The organism is Variovorax sp. SRS16, assembly GCF_901827165.1.
Classification (GTDB): Bacteria; Pseudomonadota; Gammaproteobacteria; order Burkholderiales; family Burkholderiaceae_C; genus Variovorax.
The window spans coordinates 278,886-298,691 of sequence record NZ_LR594667.1 but is presented as its reverse complement, the minus strand read 5'-3'; the positions used below and the strand labels follow the sequence as shown (position 1 = coordinate 298,691).

The window sequence follows — 19,806 nt, the reverse complement described above, 5'->3', positions numbered from 1 at the left end:
GCGTGCTCGGTTTCAACCGCCGGTCCCGGTTTTCGGCGTGGTCTGTGACGGCAGGATTTCACTGGCATAACGCTCCACTGGAAAGCGGAATACGCCCCTCAAATTGATACCTTGCAGCCGCGTCGGCGCAATTTTCCCCGTGAGCTCCGCCGGGATGACCTGACGCCGGTTGGCCCAGCGGTCCAGAACGGCCTGCATCTGGGTTGTGTTCCAGGCCATGATGATGTTGGCCAACAGACTCAAGGCGTCAGCCACCGCCTGCATTTCCTCGGCCCGCTTGGCCTGAGCCGGGCTCACTCTGCCGGTATAAATCGCCCGCTTCAAGGCATTGACCGCCTCACCCCGGTTGAGTACCCGACGCAGCTCATTCCTGAAGGCGTCTTTGACAAAGTAGTCGGCCAGGAACGCAGTTCGCAGCAAGCGCCCCAACTGAACACCCGCTTCGTAGATGGGGTCTCCCCGCGCCGCCGATCCAAATCTGGCCAGCGCTGCAACTGCGCTGGCGTTGCCGCTCATCACCGAGGCTGCCAAATGGACCAAGGTGTCCCAGTGCTTCTCAATCAAAGCGGTATCGACGGTAGCCTCGCAAACTGCTGCGATCTCCGGTGGAATGATCGTGCCACGCGGCACGTACAGATGACGCTGCTTCAATTCCTTCAGTCGTGGGCATAGATCGAACCCCAGTAGCCGGGCCAACGCCATGGCAAAGTCGGTGTAGCCGTGGGTGTCCACCGCCAACTGGCTGGTCTCGATGGATTCTTGGCGCACGACACCCTCAATGGCGACCCCTGCCTGGCGCTCATTGAGCACAAAAGGCTGCGCGTAGAAGATCCCCCATCGGTCACGCACATGGGAGTAGATGCCAATCGAGGACGTGTTGCGTCTTGGATCCTGTCGGGCCTGCCACACCCGTTGGGTGGTTTCCATGCTCATCATGTCGGACGACGCCAGGTCCGTGCGACCCCATGTCGCTGCAATGGGGTGCCGTTGCATGAACTCCAGCACCGCGTGGCAGGCTTGACTCAAGCGACGCTCGTCCCCGGCCCAACGCATGGCCTGACGGATGCTGGTGGCAGACAACTGCGGAATCATACGGGCGCATTCGGCCGCCGTCAGACTGGTGCCGTGGGCCATGATGCCGGCGTAGACCATCAGCAGCTCTTCTGTCGAACGTGGCTCGCGGCCAAGCATGATCCAGCTGAAACGTACCTGAGCGTCAACGGCCAGGATCACTTCTGGGAGTTGCACCTCACCGATCCTCAGGTCAAGTTTGGCCCTCAACTTAATCACCTCTGGATCTTCATCCTCTGCCGGCAATACTGAAAGGTGGAGTTCTTCGTCCACGCGCAGCACACCGCTGCGCGCGGCGACGGCCACTGCCTCCACGCCGGCGCGTACCTTGGCCAGCAACGGCTTCAAAAGTGTGGATGCATTGGCTGGCAGTGACAGTCGGGCATAGTGCCGTTTGGCTTCTTCCTGCCAGCGCGCATCAGTGAAGAACAGGCGTGCGCGGCCACGAAAGCTCAGGCTGTGCTCAATCCACACCGAACCGTTGCGCACGGCACGTCGCAATGAAAACAGGGTGGCCACCTCCAAGGCCCGAAACGCGCGCTCCCGGTCGGCACCCGCAATCGCGCCGCTCCAGACCGAACCCAAGCGAGGGGCGCTGACATCAGCAGGTAGTTCGCGAAGTTTGCCCGCGTACAGTTTCGTCAATTGGGCCAAGGCTGTGGTCACCGGGTGCTCGCTATTGGCCTGCCAGGGCAGCTTGGTGATTTCGGCCAGCAAAGAGCGCACGGGACGTATGGCGTCAAACAAACGCTCACGCACCACCGAGGCCCGGCTGGGTGGTTTGCCTTGCTGGCTGGCACTGAGCAGGGCAACAATTCGAGCCCGCAACTCCGCGTCTTGAAGTTCACCCTGGGCGACCAAACCAGCCAGCTCTGCCAGCAATGTCTTGTACAGGTCAGCCCAATTGACCGTCTCCGTGACACCTGCTGCGACCGTGCGCCAAAGATCGGCAACGCGCCGCTGAACCATCAAGATAGCTTGGTCTGTGCTGGTAAACAGGCAGTGCCGTAAAAAGCAGCCAACCTCCACTGTGCGAGCGGGTTCTTTGATCCTGGCCCCCACCGAGGGAGGCCTTGAAGCCAGGCGGCGTGCATAGCGCCGCACAATGAGACCGGACAGGTCGTCCAGGTGTTTGTGGACATTCAGGGCGTACAGCAGTTCGATTCGCTCGAACACCTCGCCAATTTGTTTGGTTGAGTGTTTGGCCGGTGCCGACCACAACCAGCTCTGCTGGGTTTGCCCATCCGGGCGCAATGCGGCCATGGCATCCCGCCAGCGCACCAGTTGTTCGGGCAGCACAGATGCCGCAATCGTTTTGGCTGTTTCTTCTTCGAGTTGTCCCAGCGCCGCTGTGACCAGGACACGGATGTCACGGTCGCGCAGGATCAGGATCTTGCTTTGATACAACCAGCGCCGAGCGAATACGAGCAATTGATCCCGATCGGCGCAGCGGGCCACCTCATCGCGCAGGGTGCGTACCAGGGCGCGACGTTGGTGCTCCGTCATCCAATGAAACCCCAGGACATCACAGGCCAGTTGTTGATGGTCAAAGAGGGTTCGACCGCGAACATACAGGGCTCGCAGGGATGCCAGTTCAACAGCAGTGATGCCGATTTCGTCACCCAGATGGCGCCACAGGGTTGTCGGAACGATGCGCACCGAATTCAGCAGGCGCCCGCTCAAGCGCAAGAAACCTATGTGCAGTGCCAGACCCAGCTTGTGGGCGTTGCTTCGGCGGGCGTTGATGAGCTCGCGCTCAGTACGGCTGTACGTGAAAAACGACTGAAGCTCGAAGGTGCTGATTTCCCTTGGCAGCTCTCGCAGGCCAAGGTAGGTTGTGTGCCAGCTTTGCATCTTGTGTCTCCGGTGATTGGGGCAGACACAATACGCCTGAAAAAGTGAACAGGAAAACCAATGAAATCAAGGGCTTATCAGACCACCCCTACGCCAGTGCTCGATCTCCTACCGTCACTTTTGACAACGAAAACAAATCGACCCCCTTGCGCGGCGCCTGTGTCGGCCATGTCCAGATGCTGCATCAACTCGTCGTCGATGGAGCTGGCAACACGAGCGGCTTGCAGCGGCGTGAGCTTGGGCGCGACGGCCTGCACATAGGCCTGGCCGTGAGCAGCCCAGACGAGGCCGGCGCTGGCATAGACGACGCCGCTGGAGCGCGCGCCAACGAAGCCCTTCTGATGGTGGTCGAAGCGACCGTTCACCGGGTCCCAGATTCCGCCGACGTCGACCGCAAACTGCGCGCGCCGAATGAATTCAGGGTTGCGGGTGCGAACGAGGGTGGCCGCAGGGAAGAGCTTGGCCAGCACAGCGCAGGCTGCCACGTCGTCGGCGTGGAAAGAACCCGAATGGGTCGCGATAACAGGGTTTTGTTTCTTCATGGGGTTCCTGGATGTTGTTGGTCCTGCTTCGTGTAGCTCGCCGCCTTCATACCAGGCGGGCATCTGTTCAGAAAACCAGTTCTCCCGTGCCTGCAGGCCGAGTCCTCGGAAAGAGCTTGCCGTGGCGGAAATGCGCCTATTTCTGTCGGAGATTTTCCTTGCTATCCCTGACCCCCGCGCCTTTAGAGAGGCACGGAGCCTGGCGGGCTTCCCTATACCCAGAAGGTCATCTACCAAGGAACTCTATGCCCAAGAAACTCACCCCTGAAGAAATCGAACTCCGACGGAAGGAGGCGGCCCAGGCCCGAGAGCTCCTGATGCTCGAGCGGTGGGAGAACAAGCGCCAAGAGGCGGAGGCGCTCATCCCTGGAACGTCCGCCTAGCACTCACCCCGCGCCATCTATGGCTGCTGCTGGGTGTTACCGAGACTGACGAAAGCGAATACCTGGTCCGCAAGCGCGGCAGGTCATGCGAGACCAAGTGGTTTGACCGCATCGCGCCTCGCGCGCGGCCGACCGCCTACGGCCTCAGCAAAGGTGTCAGCGGTTTTACCAACCGCATCGGCGCCGACCTCAACGACCTACTGCATCTGTCGCGCAACGGCTACGTGTACTCCACGACCCGAGGCCTTGCGGTGGTCGAGTACTTCCGTTCCCTCTATCCCGAGCTACGCCTGAAAAATGGCGCCAAGTTCAACTGCCACCAGCCCTTAGAGGTCGCGGGCTTCATGACCGTGCCGAACCTGAGCTGGCGCGGATGGAAAGATTGATTTTCGAGAGCCCGCTGCATCACGCTGCGGGCTTTTTCCACGCCCGGCACGCAACCAAGCTTCCTGCCGACAGCTACCATCCTCGCCATCGAAACAGGAGACCAGATGCCAACGACCAAGAAGAATTCCACGACTCTAGTCACTGAAGTCTCTGTGGACCCCGCGGCCGGACCGCCGAAGGTCGAGGTCCCAGCGACCCATCTGGAGAAATGGCAAGCCGCCGCAGCATCCGCGGCCAAGACGGGTCGGATGGCCAACACCCTGGCCAAGGCGCTGGCACAGCGAAGCTCGAAGCGATGGAAGTTTGTCGACTTTCTCGGGCCAGCGGGCCGGGAGTCCGCAGGCATTGTGGACATCGTTGCCATCCGCAAGAGCGGTGGAAAGCCGAACCATCCGGCTCACCCGCAGCTGAAGTCGCTGGACCTGTTCGACATCACGCTCATCCAGGTCAAGGGCGGCTCGGCGCCGAAGCCAACCGAGGAGGACATTGACCGGTTGAAGGCGGTGAAGGACGTCTACCGCGCGAAGGCCATCGTCCTGTTCCAGTGGCGCAAGGGGGTGGCAAGCGGTTTCTACCTCCTCGACGAGGTGACCCACGCCTGGGTCCAAACGCCGTCGAAGGCGCTCTTTGGCTCGTAAGGGTCGCCACCCCGGCACGAAGAAAAGCCGCCCCGATGTACGAGGCGGCTGAATTGGAACGAAACGCGCTAAAACAGCGCCTTGAACGACTGCCACTTGATGGTGGCTTGGCACCAGGTATAGGAGCTGCCGTTGGCGCGGCAGTTCTTAAACCCGTTCTCGGTGTACGCATCGCCCAGGTACCAGAGGCCCCCGACGAGGGCCATAACGACGAGGGCCACCAAAGGGCGGCCAGCTGCACCAGGTCCAGGAGTTTTCGGGACATGCTCCACAACCAACGCACTTGAGTGCAATCATTCGTCCGTCTTTCGTGGTCATCACGCCCCGCCCTCCTCCGCGGGCGCCGCCGGCAGGAACTTCATCACCGCGGCACGGTTTCTCAGCACGATTTGCTGCACATGCGGCTCTGAGGCATCCACCTCCAGCAGCCCGAGTCGCTTGAGTGAATAGAAGAGAAGTGCCTGGCGACATTCCAGAACGACCTCTCCGTCGACCATCCCGTAGTCGAGCTCGATGACCTTGCGATGGGCCTTCGAGAGACGTGAGTTCGGCGCCAGCACCAGGCTGACCTGACGGTGCCAAGCCTCGTCGTCTGCGCCGTCGGTGCCGGCGTCCTCGAGTACCTCCACGCCGAGCATCCGCGCCATCACGAAATCACGAAAGTCGCCGCGTGTGTGGCAGAACGCACGGACGTGCCACCGGTAGCCGTCGAAGGCGACCGCATGCGGAGAGATGATTCGCGCTTTGGGTTCGGCCGAGGACATCGATTGGTAGGTCACGCGCAAGCAGACACGCTGCCGTATCGCGGTCAGCACGGCCACGACGGTGTTCGCCTCCAGCTTTCTCGTGGGCGCGGCAACGGCGGCCGTCGGCGGCGTCCAGCCCAGGAAGCTCTGCTCTGCAGGCAGCACCCCGATTTCGCGCGCGAGGAGCTCGTTCAGGTATCGCGAGGGTTCGTTCGAGGGGTAGAGCGGCTCGAACCCGTCGGTGGCCAGGTAGACCTTCGAGCTCCGGTCGTAGACCGCGTTGTTGGGAGCGAGCTCCAGGTACTTGGAGATGTCGAGCGATGCCTGCGGCACCGAGATGCCAAAGAAATTCGTCAGGTCGCTGCGGTTGAGCCGCCCCTCCCAGCGAAGGCGGAAATCCAAGAACTCGAGGCGACGGCCCTGGCTCCAGCGGGCGGGCGCCTTTTCCCCCGCCTCGTCGGAGTCCGGGGGCAATGACGGCTGCTGCGGCATGTCTGGATGATACGAAAAATCAGTTCTTTAGTCTTCTTTTTATACGTATAATTTTTGTACGCGATTCGCGGTGCTGTGAGGAATCCGGATGCAGGTCACCTTTGGATTGAGACTTGACGAGCGCCAGGGCCCCTCGGACAGGGGGTACTTCAGGGAGCCGGTCGTCGGGCGCATGGGACTTCTTGGCCTGTTGGAGACCTACCTGGGTCTGGCTCGGCCGGAGGTGCCGCAGGCGCAGCGCGTGGCGGCGTACCTCGGTCACCTGCGCAAGTTCGACGACGGCAGCCGCTTCTACAGCCGGTCGCTCCAGGTAGACGACGTCGGCACCGCAGCACTTCTTCTCTCATGGCGCGACGAGTGGCGCCTGGGCGGCTGGGATGGAAAGGCATCGCCCTCCTCTCCGCTGCGCATCCAGGAACTGGCGAGCGTCGAGGAGGCTGCTTTCGGCCACGTCGCACCTGGCGAGGGTGAGCGCCTGGTGGAAGTGGCCTCTGCGCTCGCTGCAGGCAACACGGTGCCCATTTCGCAGGTCAGGCTCGCCGACCCCTCTGCGAGCTTTCCGGCCATGTGGCGCGCTGTTCTCAATCACCTGAAGGGCGTGCACGAGCCCCAAGCCGCCGAACCTGGCGGCAAAGGGCAGCTTCGTGAGCTGCAGCGCCTCGCCGCAGAATCTGTGGCCAATGGCCAGCTGAAAGCCCCCGAGGCCTTTGCTCTCAACGATGGAACCGTCCAGGTCCTGCAAGCACAGTCGCGCGAGACCGCCGAGCACTGGCTGAGCGCTTGGTGCCGTGCCAACCCGGCGAATCGCCTGGTGCTTTGCGAGCAAGGGGGCGACTCCCTGGACGCCACCTTGATGGCAACGGGCGCCGCCGCCTGTGGCTTCGACAGCCCGAGCAGCCTGCGACCCGCGCTGCAGACGCTGGGGCTGGCGCTCGAGATGCTGTGGGCGCCGCTCCATATCGGACGCCTCGTCGAGTTCCTCGTGCATCCCTACGGGCCGTTCAGCCGAGCTGCGAGAGGCAAGCTCGCGCGTGCGATTGCCGAGCAGCCGGGTCTCGGCGGAGAGGCCTGGATTGCTGCCAAGGCGAGCATCGGCGAGAAGGAAAACGCGCAGACACTTCTGGAGGAGGTCGCCTTCTGGCTCGAGGGGGAGCGCTGGTCCCGCGCAGACGGCGCCCCCATCACCGAGGTCGCTGTCCGCGTCGAGAAGGTGCGCACGGCGTTGCAACGACGCGCCGTCCACCAAGCTGGTGAAGCTGCGACCATCGCGCCGGCACTTCGCCAGTGCGACGCCGTGCTCGTGGGCCTGGCCGAGCTGCGCCAGCAGGGCCTGGAGCACCTGGTACCGCGGCAAATCGAACAGCTGCTGGCGCAGTCCACGCCCGCCGGCGCGACCAACCCCGCTGCCGTCTCCCAGGTCGGCTGCCTGAAATCCGCGACCACCGCGGCCGCATGCCTCGAGCCTGCAGGTGAAGTCGTCTGGTGGATGCCTTCGACGCCGGCCCTTCCCCGGCCGCTTCCTTGGTCGCAAAGCGAGGTCGATGCACTCAGGAGCCTGGGGGTCGAGCTTCGTGACCCCAAGCGTGAGCTGGAGCTGCTCGCAACGCAGTGGCTGCGCCCACTTTTTGCTGCCAAGGAACGCTTCGTCCTGGTGCTGCCGCCGCCGGGTGCGGAAGAACACCCCATCTGGCAACTTATCCGGCAGTTGGCGCCGAAAGTGAAGGTGCACCGCATCGATGACGACCTGTACGGCACGCACCTGGGCTCGATTGCCCGTCGCGTCACCGATGCTCCCCTGCAGCGCGCGGGGCGCTACCTCGAGCTCGAGCGTCCCCTCGCCTCTCGCAAGAAGCACCAGTCGTACACGGCACTCAACGAGCTCTTCAACAACCCCGCCCTCGCCGTCCTGAAGGACGTGGCCCACCTGCGACCGGGGAGTGGCCTCGACGATGAGCACGAGAACAAGCTACTTGGCAACCTTGCGCATCGGGTGGTCGAGCGATTCTTCCAACAAGAACATGTTCTGCGCTGGACCAGCGCGCAGGCCGGCGCCTGGTTCGACGCCATGGTCGACGAGCTCCTGCTCGCAGAAGGCGCACCGCTCCTGATGCAGGGCGCCGGCGTAAGCATGAGCCGGTTCAAGCGAATCTGCCGCACGGCGCTCCTCACCTTGCTCACACACCTGCAAAGCGCCGGCGCTGTTCGAGTCCAGGTGGAGGTTCCTGTCCAGGGATTGCTGGGCGACGTGGAGGTCATCGGCAAGATTGACCTGCTGGTCGACCTGCCGCAGGAGCGCAGTGTCACCCTTGACCTCAAGTGGTCCGGCACCAAGCGGCATGGAGAGGCGCTTGTGGAAGGCCGCCACCTGCAGCTCGCGCTGTATGCAAGTCTGACGCACCAGGTTTACGGGCAGCTGCCCGTGGCCTTGGGTTACTTTGTCTTCGACTCGGCAACGCTGCTCATCTCCACGCCTGGCATCTTCCCGGATGCCCAACTGCGCAAGCCCGCGGGCGGCGTCACGGTCGACCCGATGCTGGCTCAGGCAAGGGAAAGCTGGAAGTGGCGCATGTCCCAGTGGGCGGAGGGCACCGTCGAACTGGTCGACGCCCAGGCGGACATTGCCGAATTCCAAGGGCCGGAAGGCACCTTGCCGGTCACCACGCTCGGTCCCTTCCATCGTGAACACCTCACCCTGCTCGGAGGCTGGGAACAATGAATCCAGTTGAGTTCATCAGTGCCGGCGCAGGAAGCGGCAAGACCTACCGCCTGACGAGCATCCTGTCGGAGGCACTCCTTGGCGGCAACGAACCGGTGCGCCCCCACGCGGTGCTCGCCACGACCTTCACGGTGAAGGCAGCCACGGAGCTGCGCGAACGCGTGCGCACCAGACTGCTCGAGCATGGCCGCATGGACCTGGTCACAGCCATCGGCCAGGCGCGCATCGGGACCGTCAACAGTGTCTGTGGCCAGCTGCTCGAGCGGTTTTGCTTCGAGATGGGTCTCTCCCCCGACCAGACGGTGCTGAGCGAGGCCCAGACCAAGAAACTTCTTGCCCGTGCGCTCGACGACACCTTCGACGCCGAGCGTCGCACGGAACTGCTGACGCTCATGCGCCGGCTGGGGATGGAGGACGCCATGTGGTCCGACACCATCGGCAAGGTGGTCAAGGCCGCTCGCGAAAACGACATTTCCAGAGAGGCGCTTCGCGCAATGGGCGCGACGAACGCAGACCGGATGCTCGAGAACTGGCCGGCGCCCGAGGGTGGCGTCGACCATGCCGCCAGGCTGCTGGAGGAACTCGCGACGGCCAAGACGGCGGTCGCCAAGGACATCGAGTCCCGGGACGCCGCCGGTGGCAGGGTCGACAAGGTCATGCGGGACGGCATCGAGGAGCTCGAGCGCTTGCATCGCCTCTTCAAGTCGGGCAACTGGACCTGGCCTGACTGGCTCGCCGCATGCAACGTCAAGATTGGCGCCAAGCTCGTGGGTCTCGTGCAGCCGGTCGTCGACGCGGCGCAGGCGCACGAGCGTCACCCGCAGTTTCACGAGGAGGTGCGGCGCTACCTCGACCTTGTGTTCAGCCTGGCCACTGACACCCTGGACACCTTCAGACGTGCCAAGGAAGAACTCGGTGCGGTTGACTTCATTGACCAGGAGGTCGAACTGCTGCGGGCCTTGCGCGAGAGCGAAGCCGTGCGAGAGGCCTTGTCGAGCGAGCTCGACCTCGTTCTCGTCGACGAGTTCCAGGACACGAGCCCGCTGCAGCTCGCGCTCTTTGTCGAAATCGCCAAGCTCGCCAGGCGCTCGGTCTGGGTCGGCGACCCCAAGCAGGCCATTTACGGATTCCGCGGCACTGACGCCTCGCTCATCGCGGGGGTCATCGGCGCCGTCCAGGGCTGGGGTGGAATCATCGGCGACCCGCTCACCGACTCCAGGCGCTCGACCCCCGCGCTGGTGTCGCTCGCGAACGCCGTGTTCGTGCCTGCGTTTGCGCCGGACCTCGAAGCCGACGCCGTGAAGCTCGCGCCGACGCGAGGCGACATCCCCGGCCAGCCAGCGCTCTACGACTGGACCTTCGAGAGCAGGAAAGGCGAGCTCGACTATCTCGGGCTCGGCCCTGCCATCACGGAGCTCCTTGCTTCCGGAGCGAAGGTCTACGACAAGGGCACGAAGGAGCTGCGCGCCATCAGGGCGGGCGACATTGCTGTGCTGTGCCGCACGAACGACCAGATTGATTACGCCGCGGCAGCTCTCGCGCGCTGGAGCATCCCGTCGGCGAGTGGCCGCCCGGGCCTCCTGTCAACGCCCGAGGCCTTGCTGGTCACAGCGTGCCTTCGTCGCCTGCAGGACCCGACGGACACCGTGGCGACGGCGCTCATCCTCACGCTCGCGGCCGGCATGCCCGCCAAGGAGTGGCTTGGCGACCGCCTGGACCATCTTGCCGCGGAGAAGCCGTCCCATGAGTGGAGGGCCACGGGCAACAATGCGCATCCCTTGCTTGCGCGGCTGGAGACGCTTCGCCCGTCCCTGCTCTCGCTGACGCCTGCGGAAGCCCTCCGGCTGGCCAAGGCGGAGTCCCACGTGGCCATGCTGGCCAGCGCCTGGTCGCGCACACCGCAGGAAGCGCGCGTTCGTGTCGACAACGTGGAAGCGCTGCTCGCGATGGCCACGACCTACGAGAGCGAGTGCGTCTCTTCCAAGCAGCCTGCGTCGGTGGGCGGCCTCCTGCGGTGGCTGTCAACTCAAGCGGCTGGCGGCGAGGACGCCCGGGCCGCTGCCGCCGATGACGCGGTTGCCGTGCTCACGCACCACGGTGCAAAAGGCCTCGAGTGGCCGGTTGCCATCCTGACGGGCCTGGGCGCCGGCGCGCGCACCGCGGTCTGGGATGTCCGTGCGCGCACCAATGCCGAGAAGCTCGACCCGCAGGAGCCCTTGCGCGACCGCTTCATCCACTGCTGGCCGAGAACTTTCGGCAAACGCAAGGCTCCGCAAGCGGCGCTCAACGCCGAGAACTCCCAAATCGGCCAGGCGATGGCCAAAGCCGGCCTGGAGGAAAACAAGCGCCTCCTCTATGTGAGCATGACACGCGCTCGAGACGCGCTCGTCCTGGTTTCAGCCATGAAGACCAGGCCCGACCGCTCCTGGGTCGACGAGGTCGGCGCCTCAGAACTACTTTTTGGTGAAAGCGGCGTGATGGTGCTGCCCGACGGTCGTCATGTGCAGCGCGAGACCAAGCTTTGGTCCGCCGCCGACTGCGCCGCGGAGCCACCGGCGGCCACTGCCGCTGACCGCAGTTGGTTCAGCCCTGCCGCGCCGCTTGCCAGCCGTCCGCTGTGGCACCGGCCCAGCACCGGCGAAGGCGCCGAGGCGAGCGTCTTCGCCGTCGGTGAGGTCGAGGCTGTCGGCACCCGCATTGCCATCTCGAAGAGCGTCGACATGGTTCTCCTTGGAACGGCCTTGCACCATTGTATCGCCCGCTCTGGCGTGGCCGGAAGCATCTCGGGCGAGGACGTCGAGCGGCTCTTGACGCGCTGGGATGTTGCGCACGCTGTCGACACGGGCGCCGTGGTCGGCCAGGTCGACTCCTTCCTCGCCTGGATTGCCAAGCGCTGGCCCGGTTGCCCGGTTCACGTGGAGGTGCCCATCGAGGTCGACCGTGAGGACGGCACGCGGCTGCGCGGGCGCATCGACTTCCTCGTTGACACACCAGCCGGATGGGTCCTCATCGACCACAAGTCCAACCCGCGCGGTGCGACTCACGATGAGGAGCTCGTGCGCGAGCACGGGCCTCAGCTCGCCTCGTACGCGGATGCGCTGGTCCGCGCGACTGGACGGCCGGTTACCGAACAGTGGCTCTTCTTGCCGGTAGCCGCTCGGGCGCTGCGCGTTCGAGCTCTCCCTAGCCTTGAGGTTGCTTGACCTTCGCAAGCACGAAGCCAACAAGAAAAGGTATGCCGCATGTCCTTTGATGAATCTGACCGCGCAGAGAATGCGGCCGCGTCCACATTGTTCTTTGCTGAAGCCGACGAGCATGAAGGCTTGGAGCTGAAGGTCGGGTATTTGGAGTTCCTATGGATGCAGCCAGGAGCCGCCGCCGAGGCAGACAAGCTCCGAACCCTGATGAGCGACTATCCCCGTGAGGAAGTTGAACGAGCCATCTGCCTGGTACTCGACGCGGGTGGGTGGAGGCCTCACTTGGTGGCATGTGTGGCGCTCCTGTGCGGGCACACGACGCCCAAGACGCTCTGGTACTTGTGGCGGGCAATTCAAGCTGACAGTTGGGTTGCTCCGCAGCTTGTCGCGACTGCATCGTTGGTGGACCCTGAGTTTGCGAACAAGGCCGAATGGGCTCTGCTTTCAACACGCCTGCAGCCCAAGGCCGCAGGAGCCCTCGGCGCCATGCTGGCTGAGCGACTGGGCCCGGAAGATGAACTGCCGGAGGACCTCGAGCAGGCCGTTCAGCGAGGCAGTGCTCATCCTGACGACGCCGCCGGAATCGCACAGACTTGGAAGCAGTCTGTACTGCGGGCCTTCAACGGAGCGGATGGACCTGCACAAGTGAGCGGCCTGGACTGTGCTCGCCGCCTCCCGGCCTCGCATTGAAGACCGTCCGCCACGCAGGCGCTTATCGAGGCGACAGCGGCTGTTCGCCCTCGCCGCTGCTTCGTTTGCGCCATCGTGGAGCTCGACATGCTCCACGAGTGGGCCAGAATTCTGAGAGCGCGGATGGTCATGTACTCAGCTTGCTTCGGTGACTACTTCATCTCGCTTCCAATTCTTGGCTGGGAACGGCGACTCTGATGTGGCGAAAGCCGCGGCGTCCTTTGCACGCTTGAAGCCGTTGTGCCGTTAGGTTGCCAACAGCATCGTGCGGCCAGAACGATAATGAGCACTCTCGTGCTGCAACAATTCAAACAGGAACTGAGGAGAGCGTGAAATGGGACAACTACTAGGCTGGCTGACGATTGCGTTGCCCCTGTCTATCGCGGTCGGCATCTGGGCATCGACCCGCGGCCGAAGCGGTTGGGGATGGTTCTTCCTATGCCTGCTCATCAGCCCCTTGATTGCAGGGATTATTCTCGCAGTCTCGAAGAATCTTGCCACAGGGGAATCGACTCCGGCACCTGGTGCTGGCCGCACCTCAGCGCATTCCTCGTCGGGCGCCATGAATGCCGCTGCGCTGTTCGACGCATCAACCAAGTCCTCCTCCGCTCCCGCACATGTGGGGCCAACAGATGACGATTTCGCCGCAGCGATGGCCGAGTGCGATTCAGCGCAGCGAAAGCCCGGGGTCTGGGCAAAAGCTTTTACAGAAGCTCTGGGCGATGAAGTTCGCTCCAGAGCGCTCTATACCGGCCGCCGCGCTGGCGAGTTGGCTGCAGAGCGAATCGAGCGAGAGAGGGTAGAGCAGTTGAAGACAGAAGAAGGTCGACTTCGTCTCGAGCGTGAGGCCTACGAGGCGAAGCCCAAGGGCACGTGCCCGAATTGCGATACCGTCGTGCTCCTTGACGCAGAAAGCTGCCCGAGCCAGCGCTGTGGTGCCACGTTCACCGCTCCTGGTGGGTGGCGCGTCAAGCCACTGCCGGCGTAAACACGACATCGCGCACCTCGCTCCGTCACATGGCCTGGATGAAGCGGGTGAGATACCACCCGAGGTAAGGCTCATGCAGGTCCAATGCCGCTCCAACGGTGTCACGGAACCACGCGCACACCTCAGTCGGTTCGCCACCTTCAATGTCCGCGGAAACGCGTGCGTGCAGCCCTAGCGGCATGCGCGCGATGCGGGACTTGACTGCAACGGCATAGGCGCTCTCGGCCGCCTTGGCCTGCGTCGGGTTGAGCGGCTTGACGTCGGGATAGCCATCAAGCTCGGCCAGCGCTGCCGCCTGGTACATACCGAGAACGGCCTCGAACTTCTCTGTCGGCAAGCTCGCCATGTACCGGCGCTCATAGACGGCGGACTGCTGGGTGCCCATTTTCCCGAGGAAGAGCGCCTTGCACACGGTAGGCTGAGTGGCCGCAGCCATGTCGAGGATGTATCGCAGGAATTGCGCATGGACCTCGGTCGGCAGGCGGCGCAGCCCCTTCACCTGCAGTTCGACCACGGCCTCGAGCACGTAGTTCTTGCTTTCATCCGCGCCGAGCTGCTTGCCGTAGAACGGCATCACCACCCTGGTCAGATATGGCGCCATCCGTTCGTGCAGCATGACTCTTCGCAACATGGCCTTGACTGCCTCGCGCTTCGGCGGCGCCAGGTTCGGCCCGTACGAGTTGGTCACTGTCTTCTCGAGCAGAGTCTCGTCACTGACGTAGCGCTGCATCCACCGCGAAATCTCGGCCTGCAGTCGAGCTGGCGTTGGCTGCTGGGCGGCTGCCGCGAACGACACCGCCGCGAGCAGCGCAATGCTCAGGCGGCGCAGCCTTGGAAAGAACATGTTTTCCATCGAAGGACTCGCTTCCTTTGTTCAACTATTGAGGTCCGCGCCGCGCCAGGAGCAGGAACTCAACCCCTTGCGCTCGCGCTGATTGCATGTCGAAATGGGCCAAGCTCGCTTGGCCAAGCAGCGAGGCGCAATCGACGCACGCGATTGCTGGCACGTTCTTGAGTTCGAAGGGCCCGACCTTCATCGACTCGATGACGATGCCTCGTGCCAGCACTACTCTGCCGTCGGCTGTCCGCATCTTCACCTGCGGCTCGGTCACCCGGTAGACGACCTTCGTGTCACGCAGCATCGCGTCGCTCAGGCTCGTCCGGCTGGCGCCGGTGTCGACCATGAAAGCCCGCGGCTTGCTCGAGCCCAGGGTCACTGGCGCGAAGAAGTGACCACTGAAGGCCGGCAACCGCAGCGCCGCGCGCTCCAAGGTCTTCTCTGGTTCGGCCTGGTCGATAGCCGTCTCAATGGAAATCCGTTGCGCCACGAAGTACGGCCGGACGCCCTTTGCTTCCAACTGGTTGTCGTAGGCCTGCAGGAGAGACAGCGCCTCGTAGGGCCGCTTCGATTTGAGCAGGAGGCTGGCTAAGCGCCCTCTGACGTCGACCAGGCTCGGTGCCACGGACAGCGCCTTGTACGACCATTCGATGGCGTCGCCCGTGTGGCCCAGCTTCTCGTGGCTGTCGGCGTAGAACGCGAAGAGGTCGTACGCACCCTCCCCGAGGTCCAACGACCTCCTGAGGTGAACGATGGCTTCCTCGTGCTTGTCACGCAAGTTCAGGACCATGCCCAGGCGCGCGGCGCCGAAGGCGTCGTCGGGTCGAAGCCGTACGTACTCGCGCCAGCTGGCTTCCTGGCATCGCAGGTCGCGCAGCTGCACACATTTGATTGCCTGAGAACGGTGGTCCTCCGCCGTCAACTGGTCCCGATTGAGCCAACGCTCCACGTAGCCGCGTGTCATGAGCGTGGTCGCGCCCGAGGTTGCGAGCAGCACCGTGCAGCATCCGACGAAGACCTTCAGGTTCTTGCGCTGGCTGGGGTAGTCGCTCCAGAGCGAGAAAATGACGACGACCGCGACTGGCAGCAGCAGCGTGCCAAGGCCGACTCCGAGCGCATAGGCCAGCGACGCCCTCTCAGGCAGATGGAAGGCCAGGCCGAACGCGACCAGCACCACGGCCAAGATGATTGCTGCGGTCCACAGCGGCGCGCCGGCGGCGCGTTCGCGTAACCTAGCTTGCCTGAGGAATCCAGGCTCAGCGTCCGCGGCCGGCGCAGCCCGGCCCTTGGCCAGCTCCGGGATGTGCTGCATGGGTTTCCAGCTCAGGCGCCCTTCGCGCCAAACCAGCGTGGTCATGCTGATGGTGCCCGCCTGCACAAGCTCCTCGAGCTGCACTGCCGACAGCGGACCGCTCCTGTTTTCGCCTTCTGCGTACCACCAGACCTGCTCGGCTGCGTCTGCTGCGGGCGTGTCGGTCTGCTCCGGCGTCGGCAACGCAGCCAACGGGGCCTCGGCGAACACAGGGTCTCGACGGTCTTCGAGCGCTTTCCGGCCACGTGCTCGCATGCGCAGAGACTCGAGCGGCTCAAGGTCCCCGGCCTGCTTGGCACCAAAGTAGGTGTTCTTTACTCGCTCCGAGTTCGTGAAGTACAGAAACCAGAGGAAGCTTGAAATGAAGCCGCGAACCGTTTGAGCAGCGCCCTCCCCCGCGGCGTTCACGTTGAGGAACGCCCAGGCAGCGCCCACATCGCCGAGGTACATGACGAACGGACTTAGGGCAAGAAAGAGCTTGGCGTGGGTCACGCTCTCCGGCTCGTACCTCGTGCGAAGCCGGTTGGCCATCCAGACCTGCCAGACAATCATGCCCAGCATCAGGCACCAGCAGAAAGCCTTGTATTGCACATAGCTTGGAAGCTCCACGAGCGCGGGGTTGCGCGCCTCCGCCTCGGTGAAGTTCCTGAATTGCGTGCCAATACCTATCAGCGGCGAAAGGACGAATGAAGCGACAAGAAAGAAGCCGAGCCAGCCTCTCGTTCCGTGGAGCCTCTCTCCGCGAGCCTCCCTTTGGCGTGCCGACCGACGTACCAGCCACACGCAACCGGCAATCAGCGCGAGGAATATCAACAGCGGCAGCAGCGAGCCAGCCTGCTCCATGGTCATATTCGCTCCTCAGTCTTTCAGTGTTTTTGTGAGTAGGGCCCGTTCGGCGCTAGAGCGTCCGGGGCATCAACGTTGGTTGTCGAGTCGCAGTCTTTCCACAAATCGCGCGGCGTACCTCCGCAGCGTGTCGATGGAATCGTTCTGGGAGGCAGCAGTGACCATGGCCACGCGCCCGTTTAGATTGACTAGCTCGGTATAGGTGGTTGCGCCATTTGGAGTTCGCAGACTGGCGCATACTCGGTCTTGGTCATCGCAACTCAGCCGAGACCCAGGCATTTCGCCGATGAATCGCTTCTTTACATCGGCAAACTGGGCTGGCCGCACAGGTATCGGCCCATAGCGCGTGTCGTCCAGAACGAGCACGAACTGAACCGGACCCGAGGACCCGAAGTTTGCACTCTGAGGAACGAAGGCACCGACGAAGAAGTTCGAGTTGACTGCCGGTCCAAGATTCTTGTCGGTCGCCGGGTCGACGTTCCATGGCTTCCAGCCAGTGGGCAGTGTCAAGAGCAGCGAACTTGTCGGCATGCGCCCCACTCGCAGCGGGTTTTCGCCGCGGGGCCGGCACTCCGTTCCCTTCGTCGTCCCTGACGAGACTCGGATTGACACCGACTTCAACGAAACCGGCTGCTTTCCCGTTGGGCTCGCCTGAGCAGAAGCCGGGAGTTGGCGCTCAAACAGAAGCCATTCGTCTTCGATACGATAGTTCAGCTCAGAGGCTGGACCTTTCGGCTGACCGGTTACTGGGTCGAGGGTTGTCACCCGCAACTGCCCTGGCCCGGATGGCACATAGCTCGACAGAGTCTCCGTCTTTCCGTTACTGCCGTGGCACGTCGACCGAGCCCGACTACCGTCGTACTCAATGACACAGTCGCCGTTCTGCTCGCGGTGCGTTCCGTCAGCCAGGGTGACTCGAACCTGCTGACTACGCCAGCAGCCGCGTAAAGCGATGTCTTCGGAAGCGGCCACTGCTGCGCCGGCGCTGGACAACAGGACGAGTGCCGCCAGGGCGGGAACAATCAAACACATCGCGCCACGACTTTCACGTCGCCAGCATGCGGCCAGAGGAAAACGCGCTGGCGGGCACCAGAATGAGCCTTGTCGCGACATCATTCCGCCGCCGCGAAGCTCGTGTGCGCAGCCGACTCGCCCGCTACCGCTCGGTTCTTGGATGACATCAGCGCGAGGATGTTGAGCAGGCACGGTGTCGCCATCACCGCGATGAAGACGGCGATGAACAGGCTCTCCCGGGCCTTAAGCGACCACAGGACGAAAGCGACAGCCGCGGCCAGTCCTGCCAGCCACAGCCCATTGAGCGCCAGCGCTCCTACAACGGCAACGCGCGAGGAGTCTGGCCGGAAGGCAATCAGCGCTGCGCCGAAGGGCAGCAGATGAATCACCATGACCCATGGAGAGGCCTGCGGGTAGCGGGCCATGGCAAGCGCGCCGACTCCGAAGCAGGCAACACCAATCCAATCGAGCACCTTCGCCCAAGTCTGCATCGCGATTTCCTCCAACCCGGCGCGTGACCGGTAGTCCCCGGCACGTGCCTTAGCCCTCGACTCCTGAAGCGCCTCCCGTAGGGAGTACCGCCGTTCCATTCTTTTGAGCGCACTCGCCACCGGCAGTGGGTACTTTTGTGCTAACCTTATGTTACCAGCAGTAACTCGTCTGCGCAACATGCGCCCCTCACTTCGGCAAGCCAGCTCATGACTCCACAGCAAATCGTCGGCCTTGCCGCTCGCCTGTTCGCAATCTGGCTCGCTATCTCCGCGTTCCAGGCGTTCGCCATCGCCCAGGCGCTGAAGGCGTCGAATAACCCGGACGCCGTGTGGGTGCCGTATCTGGTGGCCGGGCTCTACGTCGGAGCCGGCGCGCTCCTATGGCTGTTTCCAATGTCCGTCGCGCACCGCTTGGTTCCGAAGACGAGGTTTGAAGACAAGCTACAGCTTCCGAGCCAGCAGGCCCTGGTCGTCGCCTGCGTGGTGCTCGGGCTGCTCGTCATTGCCATCAAGGCGTTGCCGGCAGTGCTGAAGTACCTGTCGCTGTGCGCCATCGTGATTGCCAACGGGCAGCCCATCACGACGATGGACCCTTGGATGCACATCGACGGGATGATTGGGTTCGGGGAGCTGGCGGTGGGGATTTTCTTGGCGACAAAGGCGCATGCGGTTGCGGCCAGGCTCATCCCGTCGGCTGCGGTCTAGGCACCACGGGAGAGCCGGATGAAGGCATTTGGAGTGCTGCTGTTCATTGGTGCGGTCTTGGTCGGGGGCTATGCACTCTTCGTGTTCGACCCGAGCGTAGCGACGGGCTACGGCAGTCGTGTCAACAACATCGGCCTCATGCAGGACCGACAAAACCTGTTGCTCGCAGCGTGCGCCGCGGCTGTGACCGGGGCCATTTTCATGGTGTTCGGCGGGCGCGGGGGCACGAAGGACATCCCGCCGGTCAGCTATGGTGACGGCACGGCATTGAGTACCGAGAAGCTATCCGCCATCGAGGACTTTCGCGACGCGCTGAAACATGACGTCCCCTCGGTCATTCGCACTGCGCTGCAGGCCGGGCGAGTTCACCCATACGACGAACTGCCAACAGGGCGCGGCTTTCTCCAATACGCCGTCTCGGAACAGGCACTCTCTTGCATCCCGCTTCTTCTCGAAGCCGGCGCAAAGCCCGACCATCCTGACAGCACTGGAAGAACCGCTTTCGATTTCATAACGGCATCTAGCAGCCCCGAGCTTCAGAGCCTGATGCGCCCAAAACCCGAGTCAATAGCCAACGCGGTGGCTAGCGATGCAACCGCCAAGATGATGTTGCGCTTGGAGCAACTGGCGAACTTGCACGCAGACGGCATTCTGACGGCAGAGGAGTTCGACCTTGCAAAGGCTCGCGTGCTGGCAAGTGCGCAGGAGGGGCGGCTCGGCTAGCAGCTTGCTCGCAGTTCGGCACGCGGGGCGGGTTCCCAGCTTCCGGACGAGCCGCCGAGCTCGGGCTCCTATGGCGCGGAGGCGGCGCCAGTGCGGATGCACGCGCTGCGATGCCCGGTAGCGCCATTCGATGCTGCATCGCTCCGGCGGGTTTGTGATGCCATGCCGCGCAA

The 19,806-nt window shown here is 63.5% G+C and carries 16 protein-coding genes; 8 read left to right on the top strand and 8 right to left on the bottom strand.

Going from position 1 to position 19,806, the window contains the following annotated elements; translation table 11 throughout:
• Positions 1-12 precede the first annotated feature (12 nt).
• Together E5P2_RS29430 and E5P2_RS29425 are read right to left on the bottom strand one after the other, a co-directional pair.
• Complete coding sequence (locus tag E5P2_RS29430) at positions 13-2,925, bottom strand: Tn3 family transposase (protein ID WP_012478196.1); 2,913 nt, start codon at positions 2,923-2,925, stop codon at positions 13-15.
• 77 nt (positions 2,926-3,002) lie between these two features.
• Complete coding sequence (locus E5P2_RS29425) at positions 3,003-3,467, bottom strand: MYG1 family protein (protein WP_162570824.1); 465 nt, start codon at positions 3,465-3,467, stop codon at positions 3,003-3,005.
• Positions 3,468-3,795: 328 nt separating this feature from the next.
• Here E5P2_RS29425 and E5P2_RS29420 point away from each other — a divergent pair, with 328 nt between their 5' ends.
• Together E5P2_RS29420 and E5P2_RS29415 are read left to right on the top strand one after the other, a co-directional pair.
• Entirely contained in the window at positions 3,796-4,236 is a 441-nt protein-coding gene (locus E5P2_RS29420) for a hypothetical protein (RefSeq protein ID WP_162570823.1), read from the top strand.
• Positions 4,237-4,341: 105 nt separating this feature from the next.
• Positions 4,342-4,875: a hypothetical protein gene (locus E5P2_RS29415; protein WP_162570822.1), complete on the top strand. Its 534-nt coding sequence runs from the start codon at positions 4,342-4,344 to the stop codon at positions 4,873-4,875.
• Between the two features lie 68 nt (positions 4,876-4,943).
• On the opposite strand, the gene E5P2_RS29410 is transcribed toward E5P2_RS29415, so the two are convergent.
• Together E5P2_RS29410 and E5P2_RS29405 are read right to left on the bottom strand one after the other, a co-directional pair.
• Positions 4,944-5,096, bottom strand: coding sequence for a hypothetical protein (locus E5P2_RS29410; RefSeq protein WP_157103372.1), 153 nt, complete (start codon positions 5,094-5,096; stop codon positions 4,944-4,946).
• 96 nt (positions 5,097-5,192) lie between these two features.
• The gene (locus tag E5P2_RS29405) at positions 5,193-6,113 is read right to left on the bottom strand and encodes a helix-turn-helix transcriptional regulator (protein ID WP_068674386.1); all 921 of its coding nucleotides are present in this window, start codon (positions 6,111-6,113) and stop codon (positions 5,193-5,195) included.
• A gap of 88 nt (positions 6,114-6,201) precedes the next feature.
• On the opposite strand from E5P2_RS29405, the gene E5P2_RS29400 reads away from it, so the two are divergent.
• From E5P2_RS29400 to E5P2_RS29385, 4 genes are all read left to right on the top strand, one after another.
• On the top strand, positions 6,202-8,829 hold the full coding sequence (locus E5P2_RS29400; RefSeq protein WP_162570821.1) for a PD-(D/E)XK nuclease family protein: 2,628 nt from the start codon (positions 6,202-6,204) through the stop codon (positions 8,827-8,829).
• Positions 8,826-12,032 (top strand): UvrD-helicase domain-containing protein, encoded by a 3,207-nt coding sequence (locus tag E5P2_RS29395; protein ID WP_162570820.1) that lies wholly within the window; start codon positions 8,826-8,828, stop codon positions 12,030-12,032. Before E5P2_RS29400 ends, E5P2_RS29395 begins: the two co-directional genes overlap by 4 nt.
• Positions 12,033-12,071: 39 nt before the next feature.
• Complete coding sequence (locus E5P2_RS29390; protein WP_068674392.1) at positions 12,072-12,716, top strand: hypothetical protein; 645 nt, start codon at positions 12,072-12,074, stop codon at positions 12,714-12,716.
• A gap of 334 nt (positions 12,717-13,050) precedes the next feature.
• Positions 13,051-13,704, top strand: coding sequence for a hypothetical protein (locus E5P2_RS29385; protein ID WP_162570699.1), 654 nt, complete (start codon positions 13,051-13,053; stop codon positions 13,702-13,704).
• 25 nt (positions 13,705-13,729) lie between these two features.
• Here E5P2_RS29385 and E5P2_RS29380 read toward each other — a convergent pair whose 3' ends face one another.
• From E5P2_RS29380 to E5P2_RS29365, 4 genes are all read right to left on the bottom strand, one after another.
• Complete coding sequence (locus E5P2_RS29380) at positions 13,730-14,557, bottom strand: hypothetical protein (protein WP_162570819.1); 828 nt, start codon at positions 14,555-14,557, stop codon at positions 13,730-13,732.
• A gap of 25 nt (positions 14,558-14,582) precedes the next feature.
• The gene (locus E5P2_RS29375; RefSeq protein ID WP_162570818.1) at positions 14,583-16,703 is read right to left on the bottom strand and encodes a GYF domain-containing protein; all 2,121 of its coding nucleotides are present in this window, start codon (positions 16,701-16,703) and stop codon (positions 14,583-14,585) included.
• Positions 16,704-16,769: 66 nt separating this feature from the next.
• Complete coding sequence (locus E5P2_RS29370; protein WP_146039520.1) at positions 16,770-17,726, bottom strand: hypothetical protein; 957 nt, start codon at positions 17,724-17,726, stop codon at positions 16,770-16,772.
• A gap of 86 nt (positions 17,727-17,812) precedes the next feature.
• Positions 17,813-18,205, bottom strand: coding sequence for a hypothetical protein (locus E5P2_RS29365; RefSeq protein WP_068674532.1), 393 nt, complete (start codon positions 18,203-18,205; stop codon positions 17,813-17,815).
• 207 nt (positions 18,206-18,412) lie between these two features.
• Between E5P2_RS29365 and E5P2_RS29360 the strand changes: the two genes are divergently transcribed.
• Together E5P2_RS29360 and E5P2_RS29355 are read left to right on the top strand one after the other, a co-directional pair.
• Positions 18,413-18,910 (top strand): hypothetical protein, encoded by a 498-nt coding sequence (locus E5P2_RS29360; protein WP_068674398.1) that lies wholly within the window; start codon positions 18,413-18,415, stop codon positions 18,908-18,910.
• A gap of 18 nt (positions 18,911-18,928) precedes the next feature.
• A complete protein-coding gene (locus tag E5P2_RS29355; protein ID WP_146039519.1) occupies positions 18,929-19,633 on the top strand; it encodes an SHOCT domain-containing protein in 705 nt (234 codons plus the stop codon).
• Positions 19,634-19,806 lie beyond the last annotated feature (173 nt).

Coding starts and splice junctions, on each gene's coding strand:
- E5P2_RS29355 (WP_146039519.1), top strand. CDS start 18,929: ATGAAGGCATTTGGAGTGCTGCTGTTCATTGGTGCGGTCTTGGTCGGG.
- E5P2_RS29385 (WP_162570699.1), top strand. CDS start 13,051: ATGGGACAACTACTAGGCTGGCTGACGATTGCGTTGCCCCTGTCTATC.
- E5P2_RS29415 (WP_162570822.1), top strand. CDS start 4,342: ATGCCAACGACCAAGAAGAATTCCACGACTCTAGTCACTGAAGTCTCT.
- E5P2_RS29405 (WP_068674386.1), bottom strand. CDS start 6,113: ATGCCGCAGCAGCCGTCATTGCCCCCGGACTCCGACGAGGCGGGGGAA.
- E5P2_RS29380 (WP_162570819.1), bottom strand. CDS start 14,557: ATGGAAAACATGTTCTTTCCAAGGCTGCGCCGCCTGAGCATTGCGCTG.
- E5P2_RS29395 (WP_162570820.1), top strand. CDS start 8,826: ATGAATCCAGTTGAGTTCATCAGTGCCGGCGCAGGAAGCGGCAAGACC.
- E5P2_RS29390 (WP_068674392.1), top strand. CDS start 12,072: ATGTCCTTTGATGAATCTGACCGCGCAGAGAATGCGGCCGCGTCCACA.
- E5P2_RS29425 (WP_162570824.1), bottom strand. CDS start 3,467: ATGAAGAAACAAAACCCTGTTATCGCGACCCATTCGGGTTCTTTCCAC.
- E5P2_RS29365 (WP_068674532.1), bottom strand. CDS start 18,205: ATGCAGACTTGGGCGAAGGTGCTCGATTGGATTGGTGTTGCCTGCTTC.
- E5P2_RS29430 (WP_012478196.1), bottom strand. CDS start 2,925: ATGCAAAGCTGGCACACAACCTACCTTGGCCTGCGAGAGCTGCCAAGG.
- E5P2_RS29375 (WP_162570818.1), bottom strand. CDS start 16,703: ATGACCATGGAGCAGGCTGGCTCGCTGCTGCCGCTGTTGATATTCCTC.
- E5P2_RS29400 (WP_162570821.1), top strand. CDS start 6,202: ATGCAGGTCACCTTTGGATTGAGACTTGACGAGCGCCAGGGCCCCTCG.
- E5P2_RS29360 (WP_068674398.1), top strand. CDS start 18,413: ATGACTCCACAGCAAATCGTCGGCCTTGCCGCTCGCCTGTTCGCAATC.